The organism is Paraburkholderia silviterrae, from assembly GCF_004353915.1.
Lineage (GTDB): Bacteria > Pseudomonadota > Gammaproteobacteria > Burkholderiales > Burkholderiaceae > Paraburkholderia > Paraburkholderia silviterrae.
Genome location: NZ_SMRP01000002.1, coordinates 410,831 through 433,754 on the forward strand (window position 1 = coordinate 410,831; position 22,924 = coordinate 433,754).

Consider the following 22,924-nt stretch of genomic DNA (forward strand, 5'->3'; position numbering starts at 1 on the left):
AGATGGGCATCATCGTTCGCAATCTGCAAAAGCGCTTCGGCGACTTCACGGCACTCGACAATGTTTCGCTCGATTTCCCGGCAGGGGAGCTGGTGGCTTTGCTCGGGCCTTCCGGTTGCGGCAAGACCACGCTGCTGCGCGTGATCGCGGGTCTCGAATACGCCGATGAAGGCCAGGTCGTGCTTCAAGGCCAGGACGTGGGCACGGTGGGCGCGCGCGAGCGCCAGGTGGGCTTCGTGTTCCAGCATTACGCGCTGTTTCGCCATATGACCGTGTTCGAGAACGTGGCCTTCGGGCTGCGCGTGAAGCCGCGCAACGAGCGTCCCTCCGAAGCGCAGATCCGCGAGAAAGTGCATGAGCTACTCAAGCTCGTGCAGCTCGACTGGCTCGCGCAGCGCTATCCGTCCGAGCTTTCGGGCGGCCAGCGCCAGCGCATCGCGCTCGCGCGCGCACTGGCGGTGGAGCCAAAAGTGCTGCTGCTCGACGAGCCGTTCGGCGCGCTCGACGCCAAGGTGCGCAAGGAGCTGCGCAGCTGGCTGCGGCGCCTGCACGACGACCTGCACATCTCGACGATCTTCGTCACGCACGACCAGGAAGAGGCGCTCGAAGTGGCCGACCGCATCGTCGTGATGAATCATGGGCATGTGGAGCAGGTGGGCAGCCCCCAGGACGTGTACGATCACCCACAATCGGCGTTCGTCTACGAGTTCCTGGGCGCGGCGAACCGTCTGCGTGGCCGCGTCGATGCGCACGGCTTCGTGGCCGACGGCGCGGCGCAGCCTATCGCGGTCCAGGCCGGCTTCGAAGGCCCCGCACTCGCCTATGTGCGGCCGCACGATCTCGTGCTGCACCGCGAGGCCGATGCGCATCGCGACGGCATCGTCGTGGACGTTCGCCGTGTGGTGACACTGGCCGGCGCCGTGCGCGTGGAACTGGAAAGCCGCACGGGCGGCGCGCTCGAGGCGCAGCTCGACCGCGAGACGTGGCGCACGCTGAGCCTTTCGGTCGGCGACGGCGTGACGGCGGTGCCGCGCGGGCTGCGCGTGTTTCCCGCCTGATCGCCCAATGAGAGCGATGTGATAATCGTCAGAATGCGTCTTGCGACAAGGGGCGCAGCCCATGCGCCGTCGCACAGCGGATCAACGAATAACGAATAATCGGTCGGCAGTTCCGGAGAGAAGAACATGAATTTTCAGCAGTTGCGTTTCGTGCGCGAAGCCGTGCGGCAGAACATGAACCTGACCGAAGTGGCAAACGTGCTCTACACGTCGCAGTCGGGCGTCTCGAAGCAGATCAAGGATCTGGAGGACGAGCTCGGCGTCGACATCTTCATTCGCCGCGGCAAGCGCCTCACGGGCCTCACGGAGCCGGGCAAGGCCGTGCATCAGCTGATCGAGCGCATGCTGCTCGACGCCGAGAACCTGCGCCGCGTGGCGCGCCAGTTCGCCGACCAGGACAGCGGCCACCTCGTGGTGGCCACGACGCACACGCAGGCGCGCTACGCACTGCCCAAGGTCGTGCATCAGTTCCGCGAAGTGTTTCCGAAGGTGCATCTCGCGCTGCGCCAGGGCAATCCGCAGCAGATCGCGCAGATGATCATCAATGGCGAGGCCGACATCGGCATCTCGACCGAAGCGCTCGACCGTTTCCCCGATATCGTGACGTTCCCGTGCTATTCGTGGCATCACGTGGTGGTCGTGCCGAAGGCGCATCCGCTCGTGGGCCGCGAGAACCTCACGCTCGAGGAGATCGCCGAATATCCGATCATCACTTACGATCAGGATTTCACGGGCCGCTCGCATATCGACCAGGCGTTCGCGAAGGCCGGCACCGTGCCGGACGTGGTGCTGACCGCCATCGACGCGGACGTGATCAAGACCTACGTCGAGCTGGGCATGGGTGTGGGCGTGGTGGCGGCGATGGCCTACGACCCGAAGCGCGACAGCGAGCTCGTCGCGCTCGACACGCAACATCTGTTCGAGGCCAGCACGACGCGCGTTGGCCTGCGCAAGGGCGCCTTCCTGCGCCAATACGCCTACAAGCTCATTGAAATGTTTGCGCCCCAGCTCACGGAGCAGCAGATCGCGAGCCAGTTGCGCGAGCCGGCCTGAGCGGCGCGAGCCTGGCCGGGCTTTGGACGGGCTTTGGATGAGCTTTGGACGGGCTTTGAACGGGCTTTGAACGGGCTCGGGCCGGGCTTCGGACGTGCTCGCGCCGGGCTTGGGCCCGATTCCGTCCGGATTCCGCCATCGGCGTCTGGCCCGGTCTTTCGTGGGGCTTCTGTCTATGTCGGGGTGCCGCGCGGATCGCTTAAAATCGGCGCCATGAATACGCCCACCACTGCTCCCACCCCATCCCAAACCGCAGCCGGCGCCAAGGCGCTGCCGCGCGTTGCCGTGCTTGCCACCGGCGGCACCATCGCGGGCTCTGCCCCCGACGCAGCCAATACCGCCGGCTATCAGGCCGGTGTGATCGGCGTGGCGCAGTTGCTTGCGGCCGTGCCTGGCCTCGACACGGTTGCGCAGATCCACGCCGAGCAGGTGGCGAGCGTCGACAGCAAGGACATGTCGTTCGCGCTCTGGAGCACGCTCGCGCAGCGCGTGAACGCGCTGCTCGCCGGCGACGACATCGACGCCGTCGTGATCACGCACGGCACCGATACGCTCGAAGAAACCGCCTATCTGCTGCATCTCACGGTGAAGAGCGCCAAGCCCGTGATCCTGACCGCAGCCATGCGGCCCGCCTCGGCGCTTTCCGCGGATGGCCCGCTGAACCTGCTCAACGCGGTGACGCTGGCGGCGAGCGGCGAGGCAATGGGGCAGGGCGTGCTGGTGGCGTTCAACAACCGCATCCATTGCGCGCGCGACGTTACCAAGATCAGCACCTACGCGGTGGACGCGTTCCAGTCGCCCGAGATCGGCGCGCTGGGCTGGGTGCAGGATGGCCGGGTGGAGTTCCAGCGGCGCGCGCTGCGCCCCCATACCGTGGATGCGCCGTTCACGGCAGACGCGCAATGGCCGCACGTCGAGATCGTTACGAGCTATGCAGGCGTATCGCGCATTGCTGTGGATGCACTCGTGAGTGCGGGCGTGCGCGGCATCGTCGTGGCGGGCACCGGTAACGGCTCGATTCACGCCACGCTGCAGCAGGCGCTCGTTGAAGCGGCGGCGCGGGGCATCGCTGTGGTGCGCGCGTCGCGCGTGGGCTCGGGTCACGTGATGCACAACGGCGCGGCGAAGGATGATGCGCTCGGCTTCGTTTCGGCGGGCACGTTGAGCCCCTATAAGGCGCGCGTGTTGTTGATGCTCGCGCTTGCTGCGGGCACGAGCGAGAAGGCCGCGTTGCAGCGGGTGTTCGATACGTACTGAGTCGTACTGAGCGTGCGGATCGCTCGCGCTTACATGCGCCTCGCCGTCCACGCGAAGAGAAATGCAAACGGGCCTTGCGGATTGCACCGCCAAGGCCCGTTTTGTTTCCAGTTGCGCGCGATAGTGCGCGCGCTTTATTGCACGCGATATCGCACGCCTTATTGCAGCGGCGGAATCACGAGCACCTGGCCCGGATAGATCTTGTCCGGGCTCTTGAGCATCGGCGTGTTCGCCTGGAAGATGACGTCGTTCTTCGCGCCACTGCCGTAGTACTTCTCGGCGATCTTCCAGAGGTTGTCGCCCGCGACCACGGTGTGGTGCTGCGCTTGCGGCGCCGGATTCGTCACGGTCATCTGGTCGTCGACCTTGTCCACGTTCTGGACATTGCCGGCGGCCACGAGAATCTTTTCCTTCGTTGCCTGGTCGGCCGCATTGCCGCTCACCGTGACCGTGTGCGAGACGCCGTCATAGGTCACGCCGAGGTTGTCGGCGTTCAGGCCCTGCGCGCGGATGTAGGCGGCGATCGCATCGCCGGCCTTCTGGTTCAGGTCGGCGAGATTCGCGGCCGGTGCGGCTGCGGTTTCGGCCGCCTGGGCCGGTGCGGCCGCGGCGCCGAACAGCTTCTCGCCGGCTTCCTTGATGAAGTTGATAATGCCCATCGATCACACTCCTCACGTGCTGGGATTGGTTGCGTAGCCACGCATCGGGTAGCGGGTCCACCTTGCACCGTCTACATGACAGACGAATGAAAGCATGATTCTAGAAACGCGGGCACGAAGACGTCCAGCGCCGCAGCGTTAAAGAGTGTGAAAAGAAGGGGAACTCCGCGGCATGCATTGCGCGAGAGCAGGGGTGGGTGTGATGTGGAGGAGGGTGCTGCTGTGCGCTGAGTGCGCGAAGGCTGACAGGGTGCCGCGATCCGACAGGCGGACACCCGGAGACAACGTCTGACCGACCAAGGCTTCCCCGTCGTCACCGAGTGCCGCTTTCGGACCCCACTGGCCGCCCTCAGCCCAGAGCGGCCCCGATTTGCTCCGCGGCGGTTGCCGCCACCACGAAGCGCCCCACTTGTGGCCGTCGCGCGCGTGCGCGCCAGCCTGAATTTTTGTGTGATCTACCGCTGTAGAAGCATTCTTTCGAGAAGCGTTGCGCGCGAAGCCCGCGCGCAACGCCTCAACTCCATCACTGGGCTCAAAGATGAGCTCAGCAGGCGATCAAGCCGCCAGGACTTACGACTTCTTGCCTTCGGTGATCTCGAAGTTCGCCATGATCTCGAGTGCGCGGATCATCGCCGAGTGGTCCCATGCCTTGCCGCCGTTCGCGGCGCACACGCTGAAGAGCTGCTGCGCGCTTGCGGTGTGCGGCAGGGCGATGCCCAGCTTGCGTGCGCCGTCGATCGCGAGGTTCAGGTCCTTCTGGTGCAGCTCGATACGGAAGCCCGGGTCGAACGTGCGCTTGGTCATGCGCTCGCCGTGCACTTCGAGAATGCGCGACGAAGCGAAGCCGCCCATCAGTGCGCGGCGAACGCGCTCCGGATCGGCACCCGAGCGTGCGGCGAACAGCAGGGCTTCGGCCACGGCTTCGATGTTCAGCGCGACGATGATCTGGTTCGCGACCTTGGTGGTTTGCCCCGCGCCGTTCTCGCCGATCAGCGAAATGTTCTTGCCCATCAGCTCGAACAGCGGCTTGGCGATTTCGAACGACTTCTCCGGGCCGCCGACCATGATCGTGAGCGTCGCTTCGCGCGCGCCCACTTCGCCGCCCGAGACCGGTGCGTCGAGGTAGTCGCAGCCGAGCGCGTTGATCTGCTTGGCGAACTCTTGCGTTTCGATCGGCGAGATCGAGCTCATGTCGATCACGAGCTTGCCGGCCGAGAGGCCCTTCGCGACGCCGTCATCGGCGAACAGGACCTTCTGCACGTCGGGGGTGTCCGGCACCATCAGGATGACGATGTCCGAAGCCTGCGCCACGGCCGTCGAGTCGGCGACCACGGTGGTCTGCTTTTGCAGGTCTTCAGGCACCGGGAACTTGCCGTTCACGACGAGCGAGTGGCCGCCCTTGAGCAGGTTGCGCGCCATGTGCGAGCCCATGATGCCGAGGCCGATAAAACCAATCTTTGCCATCTCTATGTCTCCGTTGAGTCGAATGCGGTTCGATGTGTGGGTCGACGCGACCCGGCGCGCACCCAGTGCAGCGGGCGCGTCACGCGAGCAGCGGTCAAGGCTGACGATGCGGACTGATCAGGCGAGTTCCGCCGCGCGCCGCTGCGCGCTGCGCAGCCAGCTCAAGCCCTCGACGGTCGTCGTGCGCGGCTTGTATTCGCAGCCGATGTAGCCCTCGTAGCCGAGCGTGTCGAGCAGATCGAACAGGAAGGGGTAGTTGATTTCGCCCGTGCCCGGCTCGTTGCGGCCCGGGTTGTCGGCGAGCTGGATGTGGGCGATCTTCGCGAAGTGCTTCTTGATCGTCGCGGCGAGCTCGCCTTCCATCCGTTGCATGTGATAGATGTCGTACTGCAGGAACACGTTGTCCGAGCCCGTTTGCGCGATCACGTCGAGCGCTTCGGCCGAACGGTTCAGCGCAAAGCCCGGGATGTCGTACGAATTGCACGGCTCGACGAGCAGGCGGATGCCTTCGCGCTTGAGCTCGCCAGCGGCGTAGCCCAGGTTCTCGACGATGGTCGCGAGCGCCGTGTCGCGCTCGACGCCGGCCGTCGGAATACCCACGAGGCAGTTCAGTTGCGGCACGTTCAGTGCCTTGGCGTATTCGATTGCGCGTCCGACGCCTTCCTTGAACTCGCCCTTGCGATCGGGCAGGCAGGCGATACCGCGCTCGCCGCCTTCCCAGTTGCCGGCGGGCAGGTTGTGCAGCACGAGCTTGAGGTTGTGCGCGGCGAGGCGCTCGGCCAGCTCCGCGGCTTTGTACGGATACGGGAACAGGAATTCGACGGCATCGAAGCCCGCCTCGGCTGCCGCGGCAAAGCGGTCGAGGAACGGCACTTCGTTGAACAGCATGGTGAGATTCGCTGCGAATTTTGGCATGGTGCTGGGTCTCGCGGGTCGGTCAGTAAAAAGGAAATCAGGCAGGCGACGCGCCGGTACGGGGCGCGCCGCCTGCTTTGAGCACGCACGAGGGCGTTGCTCAGTTCAATGCGCTCTGCTTAGTCGAGTGCATTGAGGGCGCTGATGGCCGTCGGCGCATCCTCGTGCTTCTCGGCGAGCTCTTCGAACTCGTTGATCGCGTCGATCTCGGTGCCCATCGAAATGTTGGTCACACGCTCGAGAATCACTTCGACGACCACCGGCACGCTGTACTGCGCAGCCATTGCCTGCGCTTGCTTGAGCGCCGGCTCGATCTCTTCGGGCTTGAACACGCGCAGCGCCTTGCAGCCGAGACCTTCGACCACGGTGACGTGATCGACGCCATAGCCGTTCAGCTCAGGCGCGTTGATGTTCTCGAAGCCGAGCTGGACACAGTAGTCCATGTCGAACGCGCGCTGTGCCTGGCGGATCAGGCCGAGGTACGAGTTGTTCACGAGCACGTGCACGTAGGGCAGCTTGAACTGCGCGCCGGCGGCCAGCTCTTCGATCATGAACTGGAAGTCGTAGTCGCCCGAGAGCGCCACGATGGGGCGCGACGGATCGGCTGCGCGCACACCCAGCGCTGCCGGAATCGTCCAGCCGAGCGGGCCTGCCTGGCCGCAGTTGATCCAGTTGCGCGCCTTGTAGACGTGCAGGAACTGGGCGCCTGCGATCTGCGAGAGGCCGATCGTGCTCACGAAGCACGTATCGCGGCCGAACACCTTGTTCATCTCTTCGTACACGCGCTGCGGCTTGATCGGCGTGTTCTCGAAGTGCGTCTTGCGCAGCATGGTGCGCTTGCGTTCCTGGCAATCGGTCACCCACGCACTGCGATCCTTGAGCTTGCCTGCGGCCTTCCATTCCTGCGCGACTTCGACGAACAGCTCGAGCGCTGCCTTCGCGTCCGACACGATGCCCAGATCCGGGCCGAACACGCGGCCGATCTGCGTGGGCTCGATGTCGACGTGCACGAACTTGCGGCCCTTCGTGTAGACCTCGACGCTGCCCGTGTGGCGGTTCGCCCAGCGGTTGCCGATGCCGAGCACGAAGTCCGAGGCGAGCATCGTCGCGTTGCCGTAGCGGTGCGAGGTTTGCAGGCCGACCATGCCCGCCATGAGCGGGTGGTCGTCGGGGATGGCGCCCCACGACATGAGCGTCGGGATCACGGGCACGCCCACGATTTCGGCGAACTGCACGAGCAGGTCTTCAGCTGCAGCGTTGAGCACGCCGCCGCCCGAGACGATCAGCGGCTTCTCGCTTGCGTTGAGCAGTTCCAGCGCGGCTTCGATCTGCTTGCGCGTGGCGTGCGGCTTGTAGACCGGCAGCGGCTCGTAGGTGTCGATGTCGAATTCGATTTCGGCGAGCTGCACGTCGATCGGCAGGTCGACCAGCACCGGGCCCGGGCGGCCCGAGCGCATCAGGTGGAAAGCCTGCTGGAACACGCGCGGCACGAGCGCCGGCTCGCGCACGGTCACGGCCCACTTCGTGACGGGCTTGGCGATCGACTCGATGTCGACGGCCTGGAAGTCTTCCTTGTACAGACGCGCACGCGGGGCCTGGCCCGTGATCGCGAGGATAGGAATCGAGTCGGCGGAAGCGGAGTACAGACCCGTGATCATGTCGGTGCCCGCGGGGCCCGAGGTGCCGATACACACGCCGATGTTGCCGGGTGCGGCACGCGTGTAGCCTTCAGCCATGTGCGAGGCGCCTTCGACGTGGCGTGCGAGCACGTGGGTGATGCCGCCGGCCTTCTTGAGCGCCGAATACAGCGGGTTGATTGCTGCGCCGGGCACGCCGAACGCGGTATCGATACCTTCTTTCTCGAGCACCAGCACGGCTGCGTCGATGGCTCTCATCTTGGCCATGAAAAGTCTCCTGAATATGGCAAATGGCTGAAATGGCTACGCATTGGATACAGCGTTTGATGGCCACTGTAGGCTCGCAGGAAAGGTTTGATAAGATCAGTCCGGGTCGTTTATTCCGAAACAAAAAGTATGGAATGCCGTGGGGCGGCGCTTTCGGGCGCCAGCTCCCGCAGGCAGGCCGTGCGCCGGCGCCTTCGGTGCGCGGCATGGCGTCGCAGTAGGCGACACAGGAGACAGGCGATGGACCGCTTCAAGCAGATCGAAACCTTCGTGCGCGTGGCCGACGCGGGCAGCCTCGCGGCCGCCGCGCTCGAGGAAGGCGTCTCGCCGGTCATACTCGGGCGCCGGATCGACGCGCTCGAAAAGCGCCTTGGCGTGAAACTCATGTACCGCTCGACCCGGCGGCTCGTGGTGAGCGAAGAGGGCGGCGCGTTCCTCGAGCGTTGCCGCGGCCTGCTGGCGGAATGGGAACAGGCTGAAAACGAGCTCTCGGCGGGGCGGCGCGTGGTGAACGGGCACCTGATCGTTTCGGCGCCGGCGGCCTTCGGTCGCAAGCACGTGGCGCCGCTCGCGCCCGCGTTTCTGGCCGACAAGCCAGAGCTGCAAGTCTCGTTCAACCTGACCGATCGTGTGGTCGATCTGGTGCGCGAGGGCTATGACCTGTCGATTCGCATTGGCGGGTCCGTCGACCCGAATTTCGTCGCCGTGAAGCTCGCCACGAACCGGCGCGTGGTGTGCGGCACGCCCGAATACTTTCGCAAGCACGGCAAGCCGAAGACGCTCGAAGACCTGCCCAGTCACAATTGCCTCGCGTTCAATCTGCAGGGCGGCCAGAACCGCGGCTGGTATTTCCGCCGCAACGGCAAGCTCGCGACTGTGCGCGTGGGCGGCACGCTCGACTGCAACGACGGCGAGCTGCTGCACCGCTGGGTGACCGAGGGGCTCGGGCTCGGCTGGCGCTCGACGTGGGAGATCGACGCGCAACTCGCGCGCGGCGAGCTCGAGACCGTGCTCGACGAGTACGCGCTACCTGATTACGACATCCTCGCCGTCTATCCGCAGCAGCGTTACGTGCCGGCCAAGGTGCGCTATTTCATCGACTATCTGAAGGAGGTCTACGCGCGGCCGGGGTACTGGAGCGGTGTGGTGTGAGCCTGGCGCCCGCTTTCGCCCTGGTTGTGCGGTGTGTACGCGCAACGTGGCCGACGGGAATCACGCCGCTCATCGGCTATGGCGGGCGGCGACTGGGATTGCGCCGCACGCGCTTGACTGTTCGGCCGGTTTGCGCCCCCGTGCAGTCCCGATTTATTTTCTTTTTCGTCCGCATTTCGCGGGAATAAACTGGCCGCTGCGCAAGTAATGCATGTGCGGGACCGGTGTACTGGAGCCGTGTCGACGCCGGGCTGCGCGGGCGAACAGAATGTGCGGCGCGGCAAAGGGCGCTGGCGTGCGCGCCGGGTGTGGCTGAAGCCGCACGGCGCGCGAGGCGTGGGGCACGGGGGACAACGTGGGCGAATCCGCGAACGGGCAGGACGGCCAGCATGCGCGTGAGGTGCAGAACGGCGCGCATGCCGAGGCCGAGCGCAGCCGCCGTTTTCAGGCGCTGGCGCTGCCGCATCTGGACGCCGCGTACAACCTGGCCCGCTGGCTCTCGCGCAATCCCGGCGACGCCGAGGACATCGTGCAGGAAGCGTTTCTGCGCGCCTTTCGCTTCTTCGACACGTTTCGCGGCGAACAGGCGCGGCCCTGGCTGCTCGCCATCGTGCGGCGCGTCTGGTACGACGAATGGCGGCGGCGCGCGGGCGCGGAGGAAGTGGCGCCGTTCGATGAATTGCGCGACGACCAGCCGCCCGACGGCTGGGACACGGGCAGCGCCGACCCGGAAGCGCTCGCGATTCGCGCCGAGGATGCGCGGCGCGTGCAGGAGGCGCTGCAGCGCTTGCCGGTGGAGTATCGCGAGGTGCTGGTGCTGCGCGAGCTGGAGGAGATGGGTTATCGCGAGATCGCGACGGTCATCGACGTGCCGATGGGCACGGTGATGTCGCGGCTTGCGCGAGGCCGCAGACGCCTCGCCGCGCTGCTGGCGGTACCGGGGCGCGGCAATGCTGCGCCATGCGGCAGCGGCGTGGCAGGGCAGACGCAGGGGCAGGGGCAGGCTAGCGGCACAAGCAGCAAGACGGATTACGGGGAAAGCAGCAAAGCGTGGAGACCATCCGGCCGGGGGCCCGACGGCCGGTTCCGTGAGGAGCCGGCCGTCGACGGCGGACCGCGCGGGCCCAATGATCCGCTTGCGCAAGGCCCTGCTACGGAGGCGCCAGATGAACTGTGACGAAGCGCGCCCGCTGGTCGACGCGAGCATCGACCATGAACTTTCCGCCGCCGACGAATGGCGCGTGCGCGAGCATCTCGCTGGCTGCGCGCAATGCCGCCAGGAGGCCGCGAACGTGCAGGCCATTTCCCGTATGACGCGTGCGGCGCCCTACCATCGGGCGCCGGAAAGCCTGGCGGTGCGCATTGCGGCGGCTTTGCCGCCCGTGCAGGCCCAGTCTGCGCAAAACGCCTCAAGCACTCAATATGAAGCGCAAAGCACCGCTGCGGCGACCCCGCGCGGACGATTCCGAGGGTTGCGCTGGCTATGGCCGCTGTCCGGCACTGGAGCCGGAGCGGCCGGCAGGGGCGGTGGCAATGGCAATGGCCCCGCACGAGGCGGCGTGCCGGGCGGGGCGGATGCGCTCGGCGTGCCCGCAGCGGGCCTCGCATGGCTTGCCGGCGCCGCGTTGGTCCTCTGTGCCTTGAGCGTGGCGGCGGTCCTGCATCTGCGCAAACCTGCAGCCGATGGGGCTTTCGTCGACGAACTCGTGGCGAGCCACGTGCGTGCGCAGATCTCCGGGCGCGACCTCGACGTGATTTCCACGGACCGCCATACGGTGAAGCCATGGTTCAACGGCCGAATCGACTATGCGCCGCCGGTGGAGGATTTCGCCGCGCAAGGCTTCCCGCTCGTGGGCGGGCGCCTCGATTACGTGGGGCGTGAGCGAGTCGCGGTGCTGGTCTATCGCTACCGCAAGCACGTCATCGACGTCTACGTCTTCCCGCCAGGCTCGACGGGGCCAATGACGGATGCGGCCGCGCCGCGAGCGAGCGAGGGCTATGCGCTCGAGCGCTGGCAGGCCGCCGGCATGACCTGGTGGGCCGTCACCGATGCGGGGCCGGATGCGCTCGTCGGCCTGCACGCGGCGCTCGAGGCGCGCCTGGCGGGCGGCGGCAGCGGCGGCTGAGACACAGCTGAGACACAGACCGACGCGCGCCAGCGCCGCGAAAGCGGCCGCCCGACGCCCTGCGCGGCCGCGCAAGTCCTTGAAAATACGCCCGAAACCACAATTCAGGTTGCATGAGCGGAGCGGATCGCGCTACAATCTTCGGCTTCTCACTTGCCGCACCGGTTCCGACGCCCGGGCGGCTTCTATCCAAAAGTAAGCACAAGGAGTGACACATGCGTCATTATGAAATCGTCTTTATCGTGCATCCCGATCAAAGCGAGCAAGTGCCCGCGATGATCGAGCGTTACAAGAGCACGATCACGTCGCACGGTGGCCAGATCCACCGCATCGAAGACTGGGGCCGTCGCCAACTGGCCTACATGATCGAGAAACTCGCGAAGGCTCACTACGTCTGCATGAACATCGAATGCGACCAGGCCACGCTCGACGAACTGGAACACGCGTTCAAGTTCAACGACGCCGTCCTGCGTCACCTCATCGTCAAGATGAAGAAGGCCGAAACCGGCCCGTCGCCGATGATGAAGGAAGTGCAGCGCGAAGAAGCCAAGAAGGCGGCTGCCCAGCCGACCGAAGCGCAGGCTTAATAACACAAGCCATCAGGATTCGAGCTCAGTTGCCCAAGTTAGCCCCGTGAACAGGCTGCAACTCACGGCTAGCGTCGTGGAACGCGAACCGGTGCGGTACACCCCCGCCGGCGTTCCGATCGCAAGCGTCACGTTGCAGCACCGCACGGAGGTCGTCGAAGCCGGCATTGCCCGCTTGGTCGAGCTCACGATGCCCGCGGTGGCGGCCGGCAAGGCCTGCGGTCTCGTCGAAAGCTGCGAGATGGGCGTGGAAGCGCTCTTCACCGGCTTTCTGGCGAAAAAGCACCGCAACGCGCGAACCCTGGTGTTTCACATCACCGAAATGCAAGGCACAGGAAAGGACTAATCATGCCCCGCCCGACTGGTAAGAAATTCGACAAGCGTCGTCAACAACAAAACCCGCTCTTCAAGCGCAAGAAGTTCTGCCGCTTCACGGCTGCAAGCGTCGATCAGATCGACTACAAGGACCTCGACACGCTGAAGGACTTCATCGGCGAAAACGGCAAGATCACGCCGGCTCGTCTGACGGGTACGAAGGCCCACTATCAGCGTCAGCTGGACACGGCTATCAAGCGCGCGCGTTTTCTCGCGCTGATGCCGTACACCGACCAGCACAAGGCCTAACAAGACGACGCGATAAGGAGCAATAGAATGCAGATCATTCTTCTGGATAAAGTCGTCAACGTGGGCAACCTCGGCGACATCGTCAAGGTGAAGGACGGTTACGCACGTAACTTCCTGATCCCGAACAAGAAGGCACGCCGCGCCACGAAGGAAGCCATCGCCGAATTCGAAGTTCGCCGCGCTGAACTCGAAAAGGCCGCCGCTGAAAAGCTGGCAGCCGCTCAGGCAGAAGGCGAGAAGCTGAACGGCCTGACCGTTCAGATCGGCCAGAAGGCTGGCGTGGACGGCCGTCTGTTCGGCTCGGTCACGAACGCCGACATCGCCGTCGCGCTCACGAAGCAAGGCTTCGCAGTGGAAAAGGCGCAAGTGCGTCTGCCGGAAGGCCCGCTGAAGATGGTGGGCGACCACCCGGTGCAGGTTTCGCTGCACACCGACGTCCTCGTCGACGTCACGGTGTCGGTGCTGGGCGAGCACGTCTAAGCATCCAGACGGCCTTGGGGTGACCCGAGGTCGTTTGACCGCTGTCATTTCAAGGAAGGCAGGAGCCCCGCGGCTTCTGCCTTTTTTGTTGCGCGCAAGAGCCGCTGCGGTTTTGCCGCCGACTTGCTGCGCTTTTGCCGCTGATTTGCTGGCGTTTTGCTGCTGGTTTCCGCTTGTTCCAGGTAGCCGGCTTGTCCGATAATTGCCCTCCATGAACGCTCCGAAAGATCCCCAACTCGACTCGCTGAAGGTCCCGCCGCATTCGATCGAAGCCGAGCAATCGGTGCTCGGCGGCCTGTTGCTGGATAACGCCGCGTGGGACCGGATTGCCGACTTCCTCTCGCAAAGCGACTTCTACCGCTACGATCACCGTCTCATCTTCGAGCATATTGGCCGTCTGATCGCCGCTACCCGTCCAGCGGACGTGGTGACGGTGTACGAGGCGCTCGGGACCTCGGGCAAAGCCGATGATGTAGGCGGCCTCGCGTACCTGAATGCGCTCGCACAGAACACGCCGAGCGCCGCGAACATCCGCCGCTATGCGGAAATCGTGCGCGACCGCGCGGTGTTGCGCCGTCTCGTTTCTGTCGCCGACGAAATTTCGGCCGATGCTTTCAACCCCCAGGGCAAGGAAGTGCGGCAGTTGCTCGACGAGGCCGAGTCGAAGGTCTTCTCGATTGCCGAGGACGGCGCACGCGGCACCCAGGGCTTCCTCGAAATCGGGCCGCTGCTCACGCAGGTGGTCGAGCGCATCGACACGCTCTATCACACGGCCAATCCGAGCGATGTGACGGGCACGCCCACGGGTTTCATGGACCTCGACCGCATGACCTCGGGCATGCACGGCGGCGAGCTGATCATCGTGGCGGGCCGCCCGTCGATGGGCAAGACCGCGTTCTCGATGAACATCGGTGAATACGTGGCCGTCGAGTACGGGCTGCCGGTTGCGGTGTTCTCGATGGAAATGCCGGGCACGCAGCTCATCATGCGTATGCTGGGCTCGGTCGGGCGTCTCGATCAGCACCGTATGCGCACGGGCCGCCTGACGGACGAGGACTGGCCCAAGCTCACGCACGCCGTGCAGAAAATGAGCGAGGCGCAGATCTTCATCGACGAAACCGGCGGCCTGAACCCGATGGAGCTGCGCTCGCGCGCGCGGCGCCTGTCGCGCCAGTGCGGCAAGCTCGGGCTCATCATCATCGATTACCTGCAGCTGATGAGCGGTTCTTCATCGGGCGAAAACCGCGCGACCGAGATTTCGGAAATTTCGCGCTCGCTCAAGAGCCTTGCCAAGGAGCTCGACGTTCCGGTGATCGCGCTGTCGCAGCTCAACCGCGGCCTCGAGCAGCGTCCCAACAAGCGTCCGGTCATGTCCGACCTGCGCGAATCGGGCGCTATCGAACAGGATGCGGACGTCATTTTGTTTATCTACCGCGACGAAGTCTACAATCCGGACAGCCCGGACAAGGGCACGGCCGAAATCATCATCGGCAAGCAGCGTAACGGCCCAATCGGGCCCGTTCGACTCACGTTCCACGGCCAATACACGAAGTTCGACAATTTTGCCGGCGCGCAGAACTTCTACAGCGAATAAGGCATAGGAGCTGGGAAGCGGGGCACTTGCGCCAAAGTGGCGCAAATGCCGATTGCGCATGCCCAGACGAGTGCGGCGAGCTGTCCGTGACGATACAATGTCGCCGTTTTGTGACGGCTATCTTGCCGTTTTGTGACGGCTATCTTGCTGTTTTGTGACGGCGATCCGAGACCAATTACCGGGATTCCAATGTTCGGTCGATTCATGCCCACCGAGGGCAAGTTCTTCGAAATCTTCAACGCGCACGCGAAGTGCATCGTATCCGCAAGCCGTGAGCTCGAGCTTCTGATCGACAATCTGGCGGACGCGGAAATCCACAAGCAGAACGTGCAGGCCGCCGAAAAGGCCGCCGACAAACTGACGCACGAAGCCATCGACCTGCTGCACAAGACGTTTATCACGCCGCTGGACCGCGACGAGATCCACAAGCTGATCACGACGATGGACGATTGCCTCGACCTCATGGAGGACGTCGCCACGGCCATCTCGCTCTACGACGTGCAGTCCGTGACCTCGGAGGCCAGCCAGCTCGCGCACGTGGTCACGGCCACGGCCGAGCGCGTGCAGGCGGCCGTCGCGATGCTCTCCGACATGAAGCAGGCTCGCGAAATCTTGAAGGCGTGCGAGGACATCGACCGCCTCGAATCGGATGCGGACCGCCTGCTGCGCGGCGCCATCTCCAAGCTCTTCCGCGAGGAAGAGAACGTCAAGACGCTGATCAAGCTGAAGGCGATCTACGAGCTGCTCGAAACGATCACGGACAAGTGCGAGGATGTCGCGAACATCATCGAAGGCATCGTGCTAGAGAACGCCTGAGCGGACCACGATGCATTCGATACAACTCGCCATCTGGGTGGTCGTCGGGCTGGTGGCCATTTCCCTCGTCTTCGACTTCATGAACGGCTTTCACGACGCGGCGAATTCCATCGCCACCGTCGTGTCCACGGGCGTGCTCAAGCCGCAGCAGGCCGTGGCGTTCGCCGCGATGTTCAACGTGATCGCCTATTTCGTCTTCCACCTGAAGGTGGCGCAGACGGTGGGCAAGGGCACCATCGACCCCGATATCGTCGACCACTACGTAGTGTTCGGCGCGCTCATGGGCGCGATCGGCTGGAACGTGCTCACGTGGTACTACGGCATTCCGTCGAGCTCGTCGCACGCGCTGATCGGCGGTCTCGTGGGGGCGGCGCTCGCCAAGTCGGGCTGGCACTCGCTGAACTTCGACGGCCTCATGAAGACGGTTGCCTTCATCTTCATCTCGCCGCTGCTCGGCTTCATCCTGGGCTCGTTCTTCATGCTCACGGTGTCGTGGCTCTACTTCCGCACCCCACCAAGCAAGGTGGACCGGCGCTTCCGGCGCCTGCAGCTGATCTCCGCGGGCCTCTATAGCCTCGGTCACGGCGGCAACGATGCGCAAAAGACCATCGGCATCATCTGGATGCTGCTGATCGCGACAGGCTACGCGTCGGCTACGGCCGCCGCGCCGCCGATCTGGGTGATTGGTGGCTGCTATCTCTCGATGGGCATCGGTACGCTCTTCGGTGGCTGGCGGATCGTGCGCACCATGGGCCAGAAGATCACCAAGCTCAAGCCCGTGGGCGGCTTCTGCGCGGAGACGGGTGGGGCGCTTACGCTCTTCACGGCTTCGGCGCTGGGCATTCCCGTGTCTACGACGCATACGATCACCGGCGCGATCGTGGGCGTGGGCGCGACGCAGAAGCTCAGCGCCGTGCGCTGGGGCGTCGCGGGCAACATCGTCTGGGCCTGGATTCTGACGATTCCGGCTTCGGCCATCCTGGCGGCTGCGGCCTGGTGGCTCGGTCACCGGTTCCTGTAAAGCACGACAGGTAAGAAAGCACGGCGCCTTCGGGCGCCGTGTTTTTTTTGGGGCAAGGCCAGGCGCAGGCTGCTGGCTGCGGTTCAGATCACAGGCGTCGTGCAGCCGTCCATCGGCACGATGGCGCCCGTCACATAGCTCGCGCGGCGGCTCGCCAGAAACAGGGCGACGTCGGCGATTTCCTCGGGCTTGGCGTAGCGCCCGAGCGGCACCCTGGCCTCGCTGCGCACACGCGCCTCTTCGGCGCTGACGCCTTCGCGCTCCGCCTCCAGTTGCAAGGCATCCTCAACGCGTTCGGTGAGTGTCGCGCCCGGATTAATCGCGTTGATGCGGATGCCGTAGCGCGCGTGATAATGCGCAAGCCCCACCGTGGCGAGCATGAGCGCCGCATTCGCGGCGCCGCCCGCGATATGGATGTCACTGGCGTACTTGCCGCCCATGCCGATGATGTTGACGATCGCGCCCGGCTCCGTGGTGGTGCCGGCTTTGATGTGCTCCACCATGCGGCGCAGCACTTCCTGTTGTGGATAGATGTACGGGAAGTACTTGGCTTCCATGGTCGCCTTGAACGCCTCGGCGTCGAGCAATTCCGGGTCGTAGCGGCGCGCGGCGCCCGCACTGTTGATGAGGATGTCGATGGCGCCGACGGCCGCAGTGACTTCCTCGACCACATCGGCGGCGCTATGCGGCTCGTGCAGGTCGGCGCGTGTGAGATGGATGTGGAGCCCCTCGCTCGCCAGTTGCTCGCGCGCACGCGCCAGATTGGCGGGGTCGCGCGAGACGATCGCGACCTTCGCGCCTTCCTTCGCGAACGCACGGGCGCATGCCAGACCGATTCCCTTGCTGCCGCCCGTGACCAGAACCACTTTGTTGCCGAGTCCGAGATCCATCGCTGCCTCGCTGCGCGAAAGTATGAAAAACAGTCCCAAAACGATAGCAGACGCAGAGGGCGCGCGAAACCGTATCCGCCTTTCGATTGGCCTTCCGGCCAGGGGCCGGCGGGCGCAGGGCGCCGAAGGACGGCGCGGCCCGGGCGTTGTGCTCAGTACGAGCCGTTGGCGAAGCGGGCGATCGGATCGTCGCTGGATTGCGTGGGCATGGGCATGGGCGTGGGCGCGGGCGTGCTCCCGCTCGCTGTCGATGCGCGCATGATCTGCACGGGTGCGCCTGAGGAGGGCGCGGAAACGACAGGCGTCGATCCGGCCTGTGCAGCCTGGCGTTCTGCGGCACGCACGCCCGAGGGCGGCGGCTCGAAGGCATCGGCGGCGGCGTTGATGGCGTCGCGCGGCGCGGCTGAGGGTGCAACAGCGGAAGTGGCTGGCGTAACGGGGGGTGCGACCGCGCCGGCTTCGCGAGCCTGCACCTGCGCCGCGCCGAGCGCTGCGGGCGGTGGCTCGAAGGCGTCGGCTGGCGCCGCGGAAGTCGCGCCCGAAGTGGGCGCGGCGCCCGCATAGGCGGCCTGAGGCGTCGACGTCAGACGGCTCTGGTCCGTTGTGGCCATGCGCGGCGCAGGCGCTGCCGAGGCGGCAGGCAAGGCTGCCACTGTGGCGTTGGGCGGTGCGGCCGAAGGCGTCACGGGGGCCGTGGCAGGAGTAACTGCGGGAGCTATAGCCGCAACGGCCGGTGTGGCTGGCGCGGGCGCGGAGGCTTCCCACGTCGGCGTATCGAACGGCGTGGTCGGGGCGCGCTTGGGCGGCGCCATGCGGCGAATGCCGTCGAAATGCTTCGCCCAGTACGGATTGGTCAGGTAGTCGAGCCGCACGGTGCCACCCGTCGAAGGCGCATTGACGAAGCGCAGCTTGCCTACGTAGATGCCCACGTGAGAGTGCGGTCGGCCGGTCGTATTGAAGAACACAAGGTCGCCTGCCGCGATCTCGTCGGGGTCGATGGTCTCGCCGCGCTGGCTCATGTCGGCGGTGGTGCGCGGCAGGTCGACCTGGGCCGAGCGCGAGAACACGTACTTCACGAGACCGCTGCAATCGAAGCCACTATCGGGCGTATTACCACCCCAACGGTATGGAATACCCACGAGGCTCATCGCCTGAATGGAGATTTCCTCGCGTCCGACGCTGTGATCGACGAAATTGGGGAAGCCCGGCGGCCGCGTGCGCCACGCGTCGGCACCCGAACTCGAACCGCCGCTGCGCGAGGTCTTCTGCGGCGTGCTGGAGCACGCCGCAAGAAACACCACGATCAGTAAAGGAAGCCAGAGTCGCCGCATGAAATGCAGTAGGCAAATGCTGTGCATTCGCCATTGGGGAAAACCGGTAATCAGCGGATGGTAGCCCGCCGAACATGGCTTCGGCAAGAAATCTTCACAACTTACTTGAAGTTCGTGCGCGATCCGTTGCCGGCGCGGCACGTTGAAAACCACTGTGAAGCATGAAAAAAGGACCGTATCCAGTTGCCCGGATACGGTCCTTCGGGGTGCGCTGGCGCTTCGGAAAGCGCCGCAAACGCGCGTCTTGCGGCGCGGCTTTAGAGAATGTCCGACGCGTAATCCGCGAGGCGCGAGCGCTCGCCGCGCGCGAGCGTCACGTGGCCGCTATGCGCCCAGCCCTTGAAGCGGTCCACCACGTAGGTGAGGCCGGAGCTGCCTTCGGTCAGATACGGCGTGTCGATCTGCGCGATGTTGCCCAGACACACGATCTTCGTGCCGGGACCCGCGCGCGTGACGAGCGTCTTCATCTGCTTCGGCGTGAGGTTCTGCGCCTCGTCGATGATCAGGTACTTGTCCACGAACGTACGGCCGCGCATGAAGTTCATGCTCTTGACCTTCAGGCGCGAGCGGATCAGCTCCTGGGTTGCGGCGCGGCCCCATTCACCGGCGGCGTCGTCGGTCTTCTGGAGCACTTCGAGGTTGTCGTCGAAGGCGCCCATCCACGGCTGCATTTTTTCTTCTTCGGTGCCGGGCAGGAAACCGATGTCTTCACCCACCGGCACCGTCGCGCGCGTCACGATGATCTCGTTGTAGCGCTTGTCGTCGAGCACTTGCGCGAGGCCCGCGGCGAGCGCCACGAGCGTCTTGCCCGTGCCGGCCTGGCCGAGCAGCGTGACGAAGTCGATCTCGGGGTTCATGAGCAGGTTCAGCGCGAAGTTCTGCTCGCGGTTGCGCGCCGTGATGCCCCACACGTTGTTCTTGTGGTGGCCGTAGTCGCGCAGCGTCTGCAGCAGCGCCGTCTTGCCGTTGAGCTCGCGCACGATCGCGTGGAACGTCGGCTCGCCGTTCTGCGGCTCCAGATAGACGAACTCGTTCACGAGCATCGAGGCGCATTCGGGCCCCGTCACGCGGTAGTAGGTCGTGCCGGTCTTGGTGTCCTGCCAGGACTCCATGCCCTTGGCGTGCTTGGTCCAGAAGTCCTGCGACAGCGCACGGATGCCCGAGTAGAGCAGGTCCTTGTCTTCGAGGACCTGGTCGTTGAAGTAGTCCTCGGCAGGCAGGCCGAGCGCATGCGCCTTGATGCGCATGTTGATGTCTTTCGACACCAGCACGACGAGGCTGTCCGGCCGGTCGCGCTGCAGCGCGCGCACGACGCCGAGGATCTGGTTGTCGGCCTTGCCTTCGGGCAGGCCGTCGACCGGATCGATATGCGTGAGCGTGGTCTGGAAGTACAGCCGGCCGAGCGCCTCGCGGCTGCCGAGGCGGTCCAGCGAGATGCCTTCCGAGATCGGCCCGGCGTTCGCGACGAGCCGATCGAGCGTGCGGCTCACCTGGCGCGCATTGCGCGCCACTTCCGACATGCCCTTCTTGTGGTTGTCGAGCTCTTCCAGCGTCATCATCGGCAGGAAGACGTCGTGCTCCTCGAAGCGGAAGAGGCAGGTCGGATCGTGCATCAGCACGTTCGTATCGAGCACGAAGAGCTTCTGGACCTCGATGGTTTCCTCGGGGTGCACGCGTTTCTTCGTGCTGGCGCGCGGGGCGGGTGCGGCGGCGCCACCGGCCGTTTTGGCCGAAGGCGATTTGTCGCCGCGCGCGACCGGTGCAGAGGGTGCGCCGGGCGCTTCGGTCTGCGGCTCGGCATGAGCCTGCACCGGCTGCAGCAGCGCCGCGGTTTGCTGTTTGCGTTTTCGCGCCGGTGCCGGCGCGACTGGTTCGAGCGCAGCCAGTTCGGCGCTGGCGGTGTACATGGGCACGGTGCGCAGCGTGGTCGACGCGTTGGCGGCGGGGGTCATCGGATCGGCAACGCTCTCCGCGCCATATTCGGCGACATCGGCGGCGTCGTTCTCGCTGGCCGCTTTGCGCGTGCTGCGCGTCGTGCGCGCACGGGCCTTGTATTCATCGGGCGGCAGCAGGTTGCCGAGCTTGCTGGGGGGAGTAGGCAAAGGCATGGTGTCCCTCGAAAAATTCGGGTCGAGTGGTCGCGGTGTTAACCGTACGGTGCGCTTTCGGGCGGCGCGTGCGGGTGCCGGGTAGGCGCCCGCCGTGACCGCGCTGGGTGCGCGCTCAGGTTTGAAAATGCCGGTTCGCCTGTTTTTCGATCGGCTCCTTGACGTTGACGCGCGCCGGGTCGCTAATCCGGCACGACGTGGAGGGAGTGACTACAAACGAAAAAACCAACAAAAAAGCCGCCGCCCCGGATGACGAGGCAAGCGGCTTGACTGCTTTAATGGCGCGTTGCCCCGGATGCGCTGGACCGGTCATCTTGCGACCGTTGTCGAGACTGCGCGGGTGTGGCAAATGCGACAAAAAATGGGGTGGACAGGCACTCATTGCAGCCCAATATAACGCGCCTCACAGCGCTTGTACAGCCTCCAGGACCTCCTCGACATGGCCCGGCACCTTGAGCCCGCGCCACTCCTGGCGCAGTACGCCGTCGGCGTCGATGAGGAACGTGGAGCGCTCGATTCCCCTTACTTCTTTGCCATACATTTTCTTCATTTTGATGACGTTGAAGAGCGAGCAGAGCGCTTCGTCGCCATCCGATACCAGGGGAAACGGCAATTCGAGCTTGGTCTTGAAGTTCTCGTGCGAGCGCACGCTGTCGCGCGAGACACCCACGATCGTGGCGCCCGCCTTCTTGAACTTCGCAAAGAGGTCGCGGAACTCCATGCCTTCGCGCGTGCAGCCAGGCGTGTTGTCTTTCGGATAGAAGTACAGCACGACCTTCTTGCCCTTGAGGCTCGAGAGCGTGAAGTCGCCGCCGGTGGCGGGTGCGGTGAAATCGGGAACGGGTTGGTCGACTGCGATGGTCACGTCAGGCACGTGGCTCTCCTGTTGTTATGGGCTGCACGGCGGCGATGATCGGAATGGGCGGCGCAGCATGGTCTCGTGCGCGCGGCGCTCTCGCATCGCCTTGCAGCGGAATTCAGTCGGGCTGGACGATCAGCTCGCCCGAACGGCCAGCGATCTCGCCCCAGGTGACAGGGTACGATGGCAGCGAATCCGGGTCCAGCGTCGCATGGTAGTCGCCCATCGTGGCAAACGTATGGCCCTGCGCGCGCCAGCCCGCGAGCAGTTGCTCGAATACCGGTGCGAGCTTCTGGCCTTCGAGCTCGGCGTGCAGCGTGAACACCTGATCGTGCGGATTGTGCTCGGTGCGCTTGAGCAGCCACGCGGCAACGTTATCGATGTCCACGCCGTCCACGCCCAGCACTTCGTCGAGCGTGGGCAGCGTGGTGGGCATCTGCACGTGGTTCAGCGTGCGCCCGGCCACCACCGGACGATAGGGCGAATGCCCGCGTCCGTCCGAGGCGTACTTCATGCCCCACGCGTCGATCTGCTCGAACGCGGCGTCGTTCATCTGCCAGCCCGCGGCGCCGTGCGTGACGGGCGGCGCGCCGAAGATCTGCGCGAAGCGCTCGTGGCTTTTCCGCATCTCGCGCGCGGTCCAGTCGGCCTCGCGGCTGCGCACGTTGTCCTGCCAGTAGACGTGATCCCACGTGTGTATGCCGCATTCGAAGCCGGCTTCGTGGATCGCACGCATCTCGGCCGCCGCGCGCACGCCAATATCGGGGCCGGGCAGCAGCACGCCGTACATCAGCTGCTTCACGCCGTAGTGCTCCACCACGGACGTGCGCGAGACCTTCTTGAGAAAGCCAGGGCGGAACACGCGGCGCAGTGCCCAGCCCGTATGGTCCGGGCCGAGACTGAAGAGGAAGGTCGCGCGCGCTTTGTAGCGATCGAAGATGCGCGCGAGATTCGGCACGCCTTCGCGCGTGCCGCGCAGCGTGTCGACGTCGATTTTCAGGACGATGCGGGCCAAGTGACCAGGTC

Annotated in this window: 23 protein-coding genes; 13 read left to right on the forward strand and 10 right to left on the reverse strand. The window is 65.1% G+C overall.

What is annotated here, in order from left to right:
• Positions 1–2: 2 nt before the first annotated feature.
• The 3 genes from EYW47_RS06070 (at position 3) to EYW47_RS06080 (ending at position 3,368) form a co-directional block, all read left to right on the forward strand.
• Positions 3–1,058 (forward strand): sulfate/molybdate ABC transporter ATP-binding protein, encoded by a 1,056-nt coding sequence (locus EYW47_RS06070; RefSeq protein WP_133193956.1) that lies wholly within the window; start codon positions 3–5, stop codon positions 1,056–1,058.
• A 126-nt stretch (positions 1,059–1,184) separates the two neighbouring features.
• Positions 1,185–2,111 carry a CysB family HTH-type transcriptional regulator gene (locus EYW47_RS06075; protein ID WP_133193957.1) on the forward strand — a complete coding sequence of 309 codons (927 nt, stop codon included), beginning with the start codon at positions 1,185–1,187 and terminating at the stop codon, positions 2,109–2,111.
• Between the two features lie 213 nt (positions 2,112–2,324).
• Positions 2,325–3,368, forward strand: coding sequence for an asparaginase (locus tag EYW47_RS06080; RefSeq protein WP_133193958.1), 1,044 nt, complete (start codon positions 2,325–2,327; stop codon positions 3,366–3,368).
• Positions 3,369–3,526: 158 nt separating this feature from the next.
• Here EYW47_RS06080 and lysM read toward each other — a convergent pair whose 3' ends face one another.
• The 4 genes from lysM to gcl form a co-directional block, all read right to left on the reverse strand.
• Positions 3,527–4,027, reverse strand: coding sequence for a peptidoglycan-binding protein LysM (lysM, locus tag EYW47_RS06085; protein WP_133193959.1), 501 nt, complete (start codon positions 4,025–4,027; stop codon positions 3,527–3,529).
• A gap of 570 nt (positions 4,028–4,597) precedes the next feature.
• Positions 4,598–5,515 (reverse strand): 2-hydroxy-3-oxopropionate reductase, encoded by a 918-nt coding sequence (locus EYW47_RS06090; RefSeq protein ID WP_276322934.1) that lies wholly within the window; start codon positions 5,513–5,515, stop codon positions 4,598–4,600.
• 93 nt (positions 5,516–5,608) lie between these two features.
• Positions 5,609–6,406, reverse strand: coding sequence for a hydroxypyruvate isomerase (gene hyi, locus EYW47_RS06095; protein WP_133193961.1), 798 nt, complete (start codon positions 6,404–6,406; stop codon positions 5,609–5,611).
• A gap of 119 nt (positions 6,407–6,525) precedes the next feature.
• Entirely contained in the window at positions 6,526–8,310 is a 1,785-nt protein-coding gene (gene gcl / locus EYW47_RS06100; protein ID WP_133193962.1) for a glyoxylate carboligase, read from the reverse strand.
• A gap of 240 nt (positions 8,311–8,550) precedes the next feature.
• Between gcl and EYW47_RS06105 the strand changes: the two genes are divergently transcribed.
• From EYW47_RS06105 to EYW47_RS06150, 10 genes are all read left to right on the forward strand, one after another.
• Complete coding sequence (locus tag EYW47_RS06105) at positions 8,551–9,462, forward strand: LysR family transcriptional regulator (protein WP_133193963.1); 912 nt, start codon at positions 8,551–8,553, stop codon at positions 9,460–9,462.
• 355 nt (positions 9,463–9,817) lie between these two features.
• The gene (locus EYW47_RS06110) at positions 9,818–10,639 is read left to right on the forward strand and encodes an RNA polymerase sigma factor (protein WP_133193964.1); all 822 of its coding nucleotides are present in this window, start codon (positions 9,818–9,820) and stop codon (positions 10,637–10,639) included.
• Positions 10,629–11,588 (forward strand): anti-sigma factor family protein, encoded by a 960-nt coding sequence (locus EYW47_RS06115; protein WP_133193965.1) that lies wholly within the window; start codon positions 10,629–10,631, stop codon positions 11,586–11,588. The genes EYW47_RS06110 and EYW47_RS06115 overlap by 11 nt, the downstream gene beginning before the upstream one ends.
• 215 nt (positions 11,589–11,803) lie before the next feature.
• The gene (gene rpsF, locus EYW47_RS06120) at positions 11,804–12,175 is read left to right on the forward strand and encodes a 30S ribosomal protein S6 (RefSeq protein ID WP_028216785.1); all 372 of its coding nucleotides are present in this window, start codon (positions 11,804–11,806) and stop codon (positions 12,173–12,175) included.
• 46 nt (positions 12,176–12,221) lie between these two features.
• Entirely contained in the window at positions 12,222–12,521 is a 300-nt protein-coding gene (priB, locus tag EYW47_RS06125) for a primosomal replication protein N (RefSeq protein ID WP_133193966.1), read from the forward strand.
• 2 nt (positions 12,522–12,523) lie between these two features.
• Entirely contained in the window at positions 12,524–12,799 is a 276-nt protein-coding gene (gene rpsR, locus EYW47_RS06130; protein ID WP_133193967.1) for a 30S ribosomal protein S18, read from the forward strand.
• A gap of 27 nt (positions 12,800–12,826) precedes the next feature.
• On the forward strand, positions 12,827–13,279 hold the full coding sequence (gene rplI, locus EYW47_RS06135; protein WP_133193968.1) for a 50S ribosomal protein L9: 453 nt from the start codon (positions 12,827–12,829) through the stop codon (positions 13,277–13,279).
• Positions 13,280–13,490: 211 nt separating this feature from the next.
• A complete protein-coding gene (locus EYW47_RS06140) occupies positions 13,491–14,873 on the forward strand; it encodes a replicative DNA helicase (protein WP_133193969.1) in 1,383 nt (460 codons plus the stop codon).
• A 189-nt stretch (positions 14,874–15,062) separates the two neighbouring features.
• Positions 15,063–15,689 carry a DUF47 domain-containing protein gene (locus EYW47_RS06145; RefSeq protein WP_133193970.1) on the forward strand — a complete coding sequence of 209 codons (627 nt, stop codon included), beginning with the start codon at positions 15,063–15,065 and terminating at the stop codon, positions 15,687–15,689.
• Between the two features lie 10 nt (positions 15,690–15,699).
• Positions 15,700–16,710, forward strand: a complete 1,011-nt coding sequence (locus tag EYW47_RS06150) for an inorganic phosphate transporter (RefSeq protein ID WP_133193971.1) — start codon at positions 15,700–15,702, stop codon at positions 16,708–16,710.
• An 83-nt stretch (positions 16,711–16,793) separates the two neighbouring features.
• On the opposite strand, the gene EYW47_RS06155 is transcribed toward EYW47_RS06150, so the two are convergent.
• The 6 genes from EYW47_RS06155 to EYW47_RS06185 form a co-directional block, all read right to left on the reverse strand.
• On the reverse strand, positions 16,794–17,600 hold the full coding sequence (locus tag EYW47_RS06155) for an SDR family oxidoreductase (RefSeq protein WP_133193972.1): 807 nt from the start codon (positions 17,598–17,600) through the stop codon (positions 16,794–16,796).
• 152 nt (positions 17,601–17,752) lie between these two features.
• The gene (locus EYW47_RS06160) at positions 17,753–18,931 is read right to left on the reverse strand and encodes a C40 family peptidase (RefSeq protein ID WP_133193973.1); all 1,179 of its coding nucleotides are present in this window, start codon (positions 18,929–18,931) and stop codon (positions 17,753–17,755) included.
• Positions 18,932–19,188: 257 nt separating this feature from the next.
• Positions 19,189–21,039 (reverse strand): PhoH family protein, encoded by a 1,851-nt coding sequence (locus EYW47_RS06165; RefSeq protein WP_133193974.1) that lies wholly within the window; start codon positions 21,037–21,039, stop codon positions 19,189–19,191.
• Positions 21,040–21,154: 115 nt separating this feature from the next.
• Positions 21,155–21,352, reverse strand: coding sequence for a hypothetical protein (locus EYW47_RS06175; protein WP_133193975.1), 198 nt, complete (start codon positions 21,350–21,352; stop codon positions 21,155–21,157).
• A 90-nt stretch (positions 21,353–21,442) separates the two neighbouring features.
• Positions 21,443–21,904 (reverse strand): peroxiredoxin, encoded by a 462-nt coding sequence (locus EYW47_RS06180; RefSeq protein ID WP_133194223.1) that lies wholly within the window; start codon positions 21,902–21,904, stop codon positions 21,443–21,445.
• A gap of 112 nt (positions 21,905–22,016) precedes the next feature.
• The gene (locus EYW47_RS06185; protein WP_133193976.1) at positions 22,017–22,913 is read right to left on the reverse strand and encodes a polysaccharide deacetylase family protein; all 897 of its coding nucleotides are present in this window, start codon (positions 22,911–22,913) and stop codon (positions 22,017–22,019) included.
• Between the last annotated feature and the right edge of the window lie 11 nt (positions 22,914–22,924).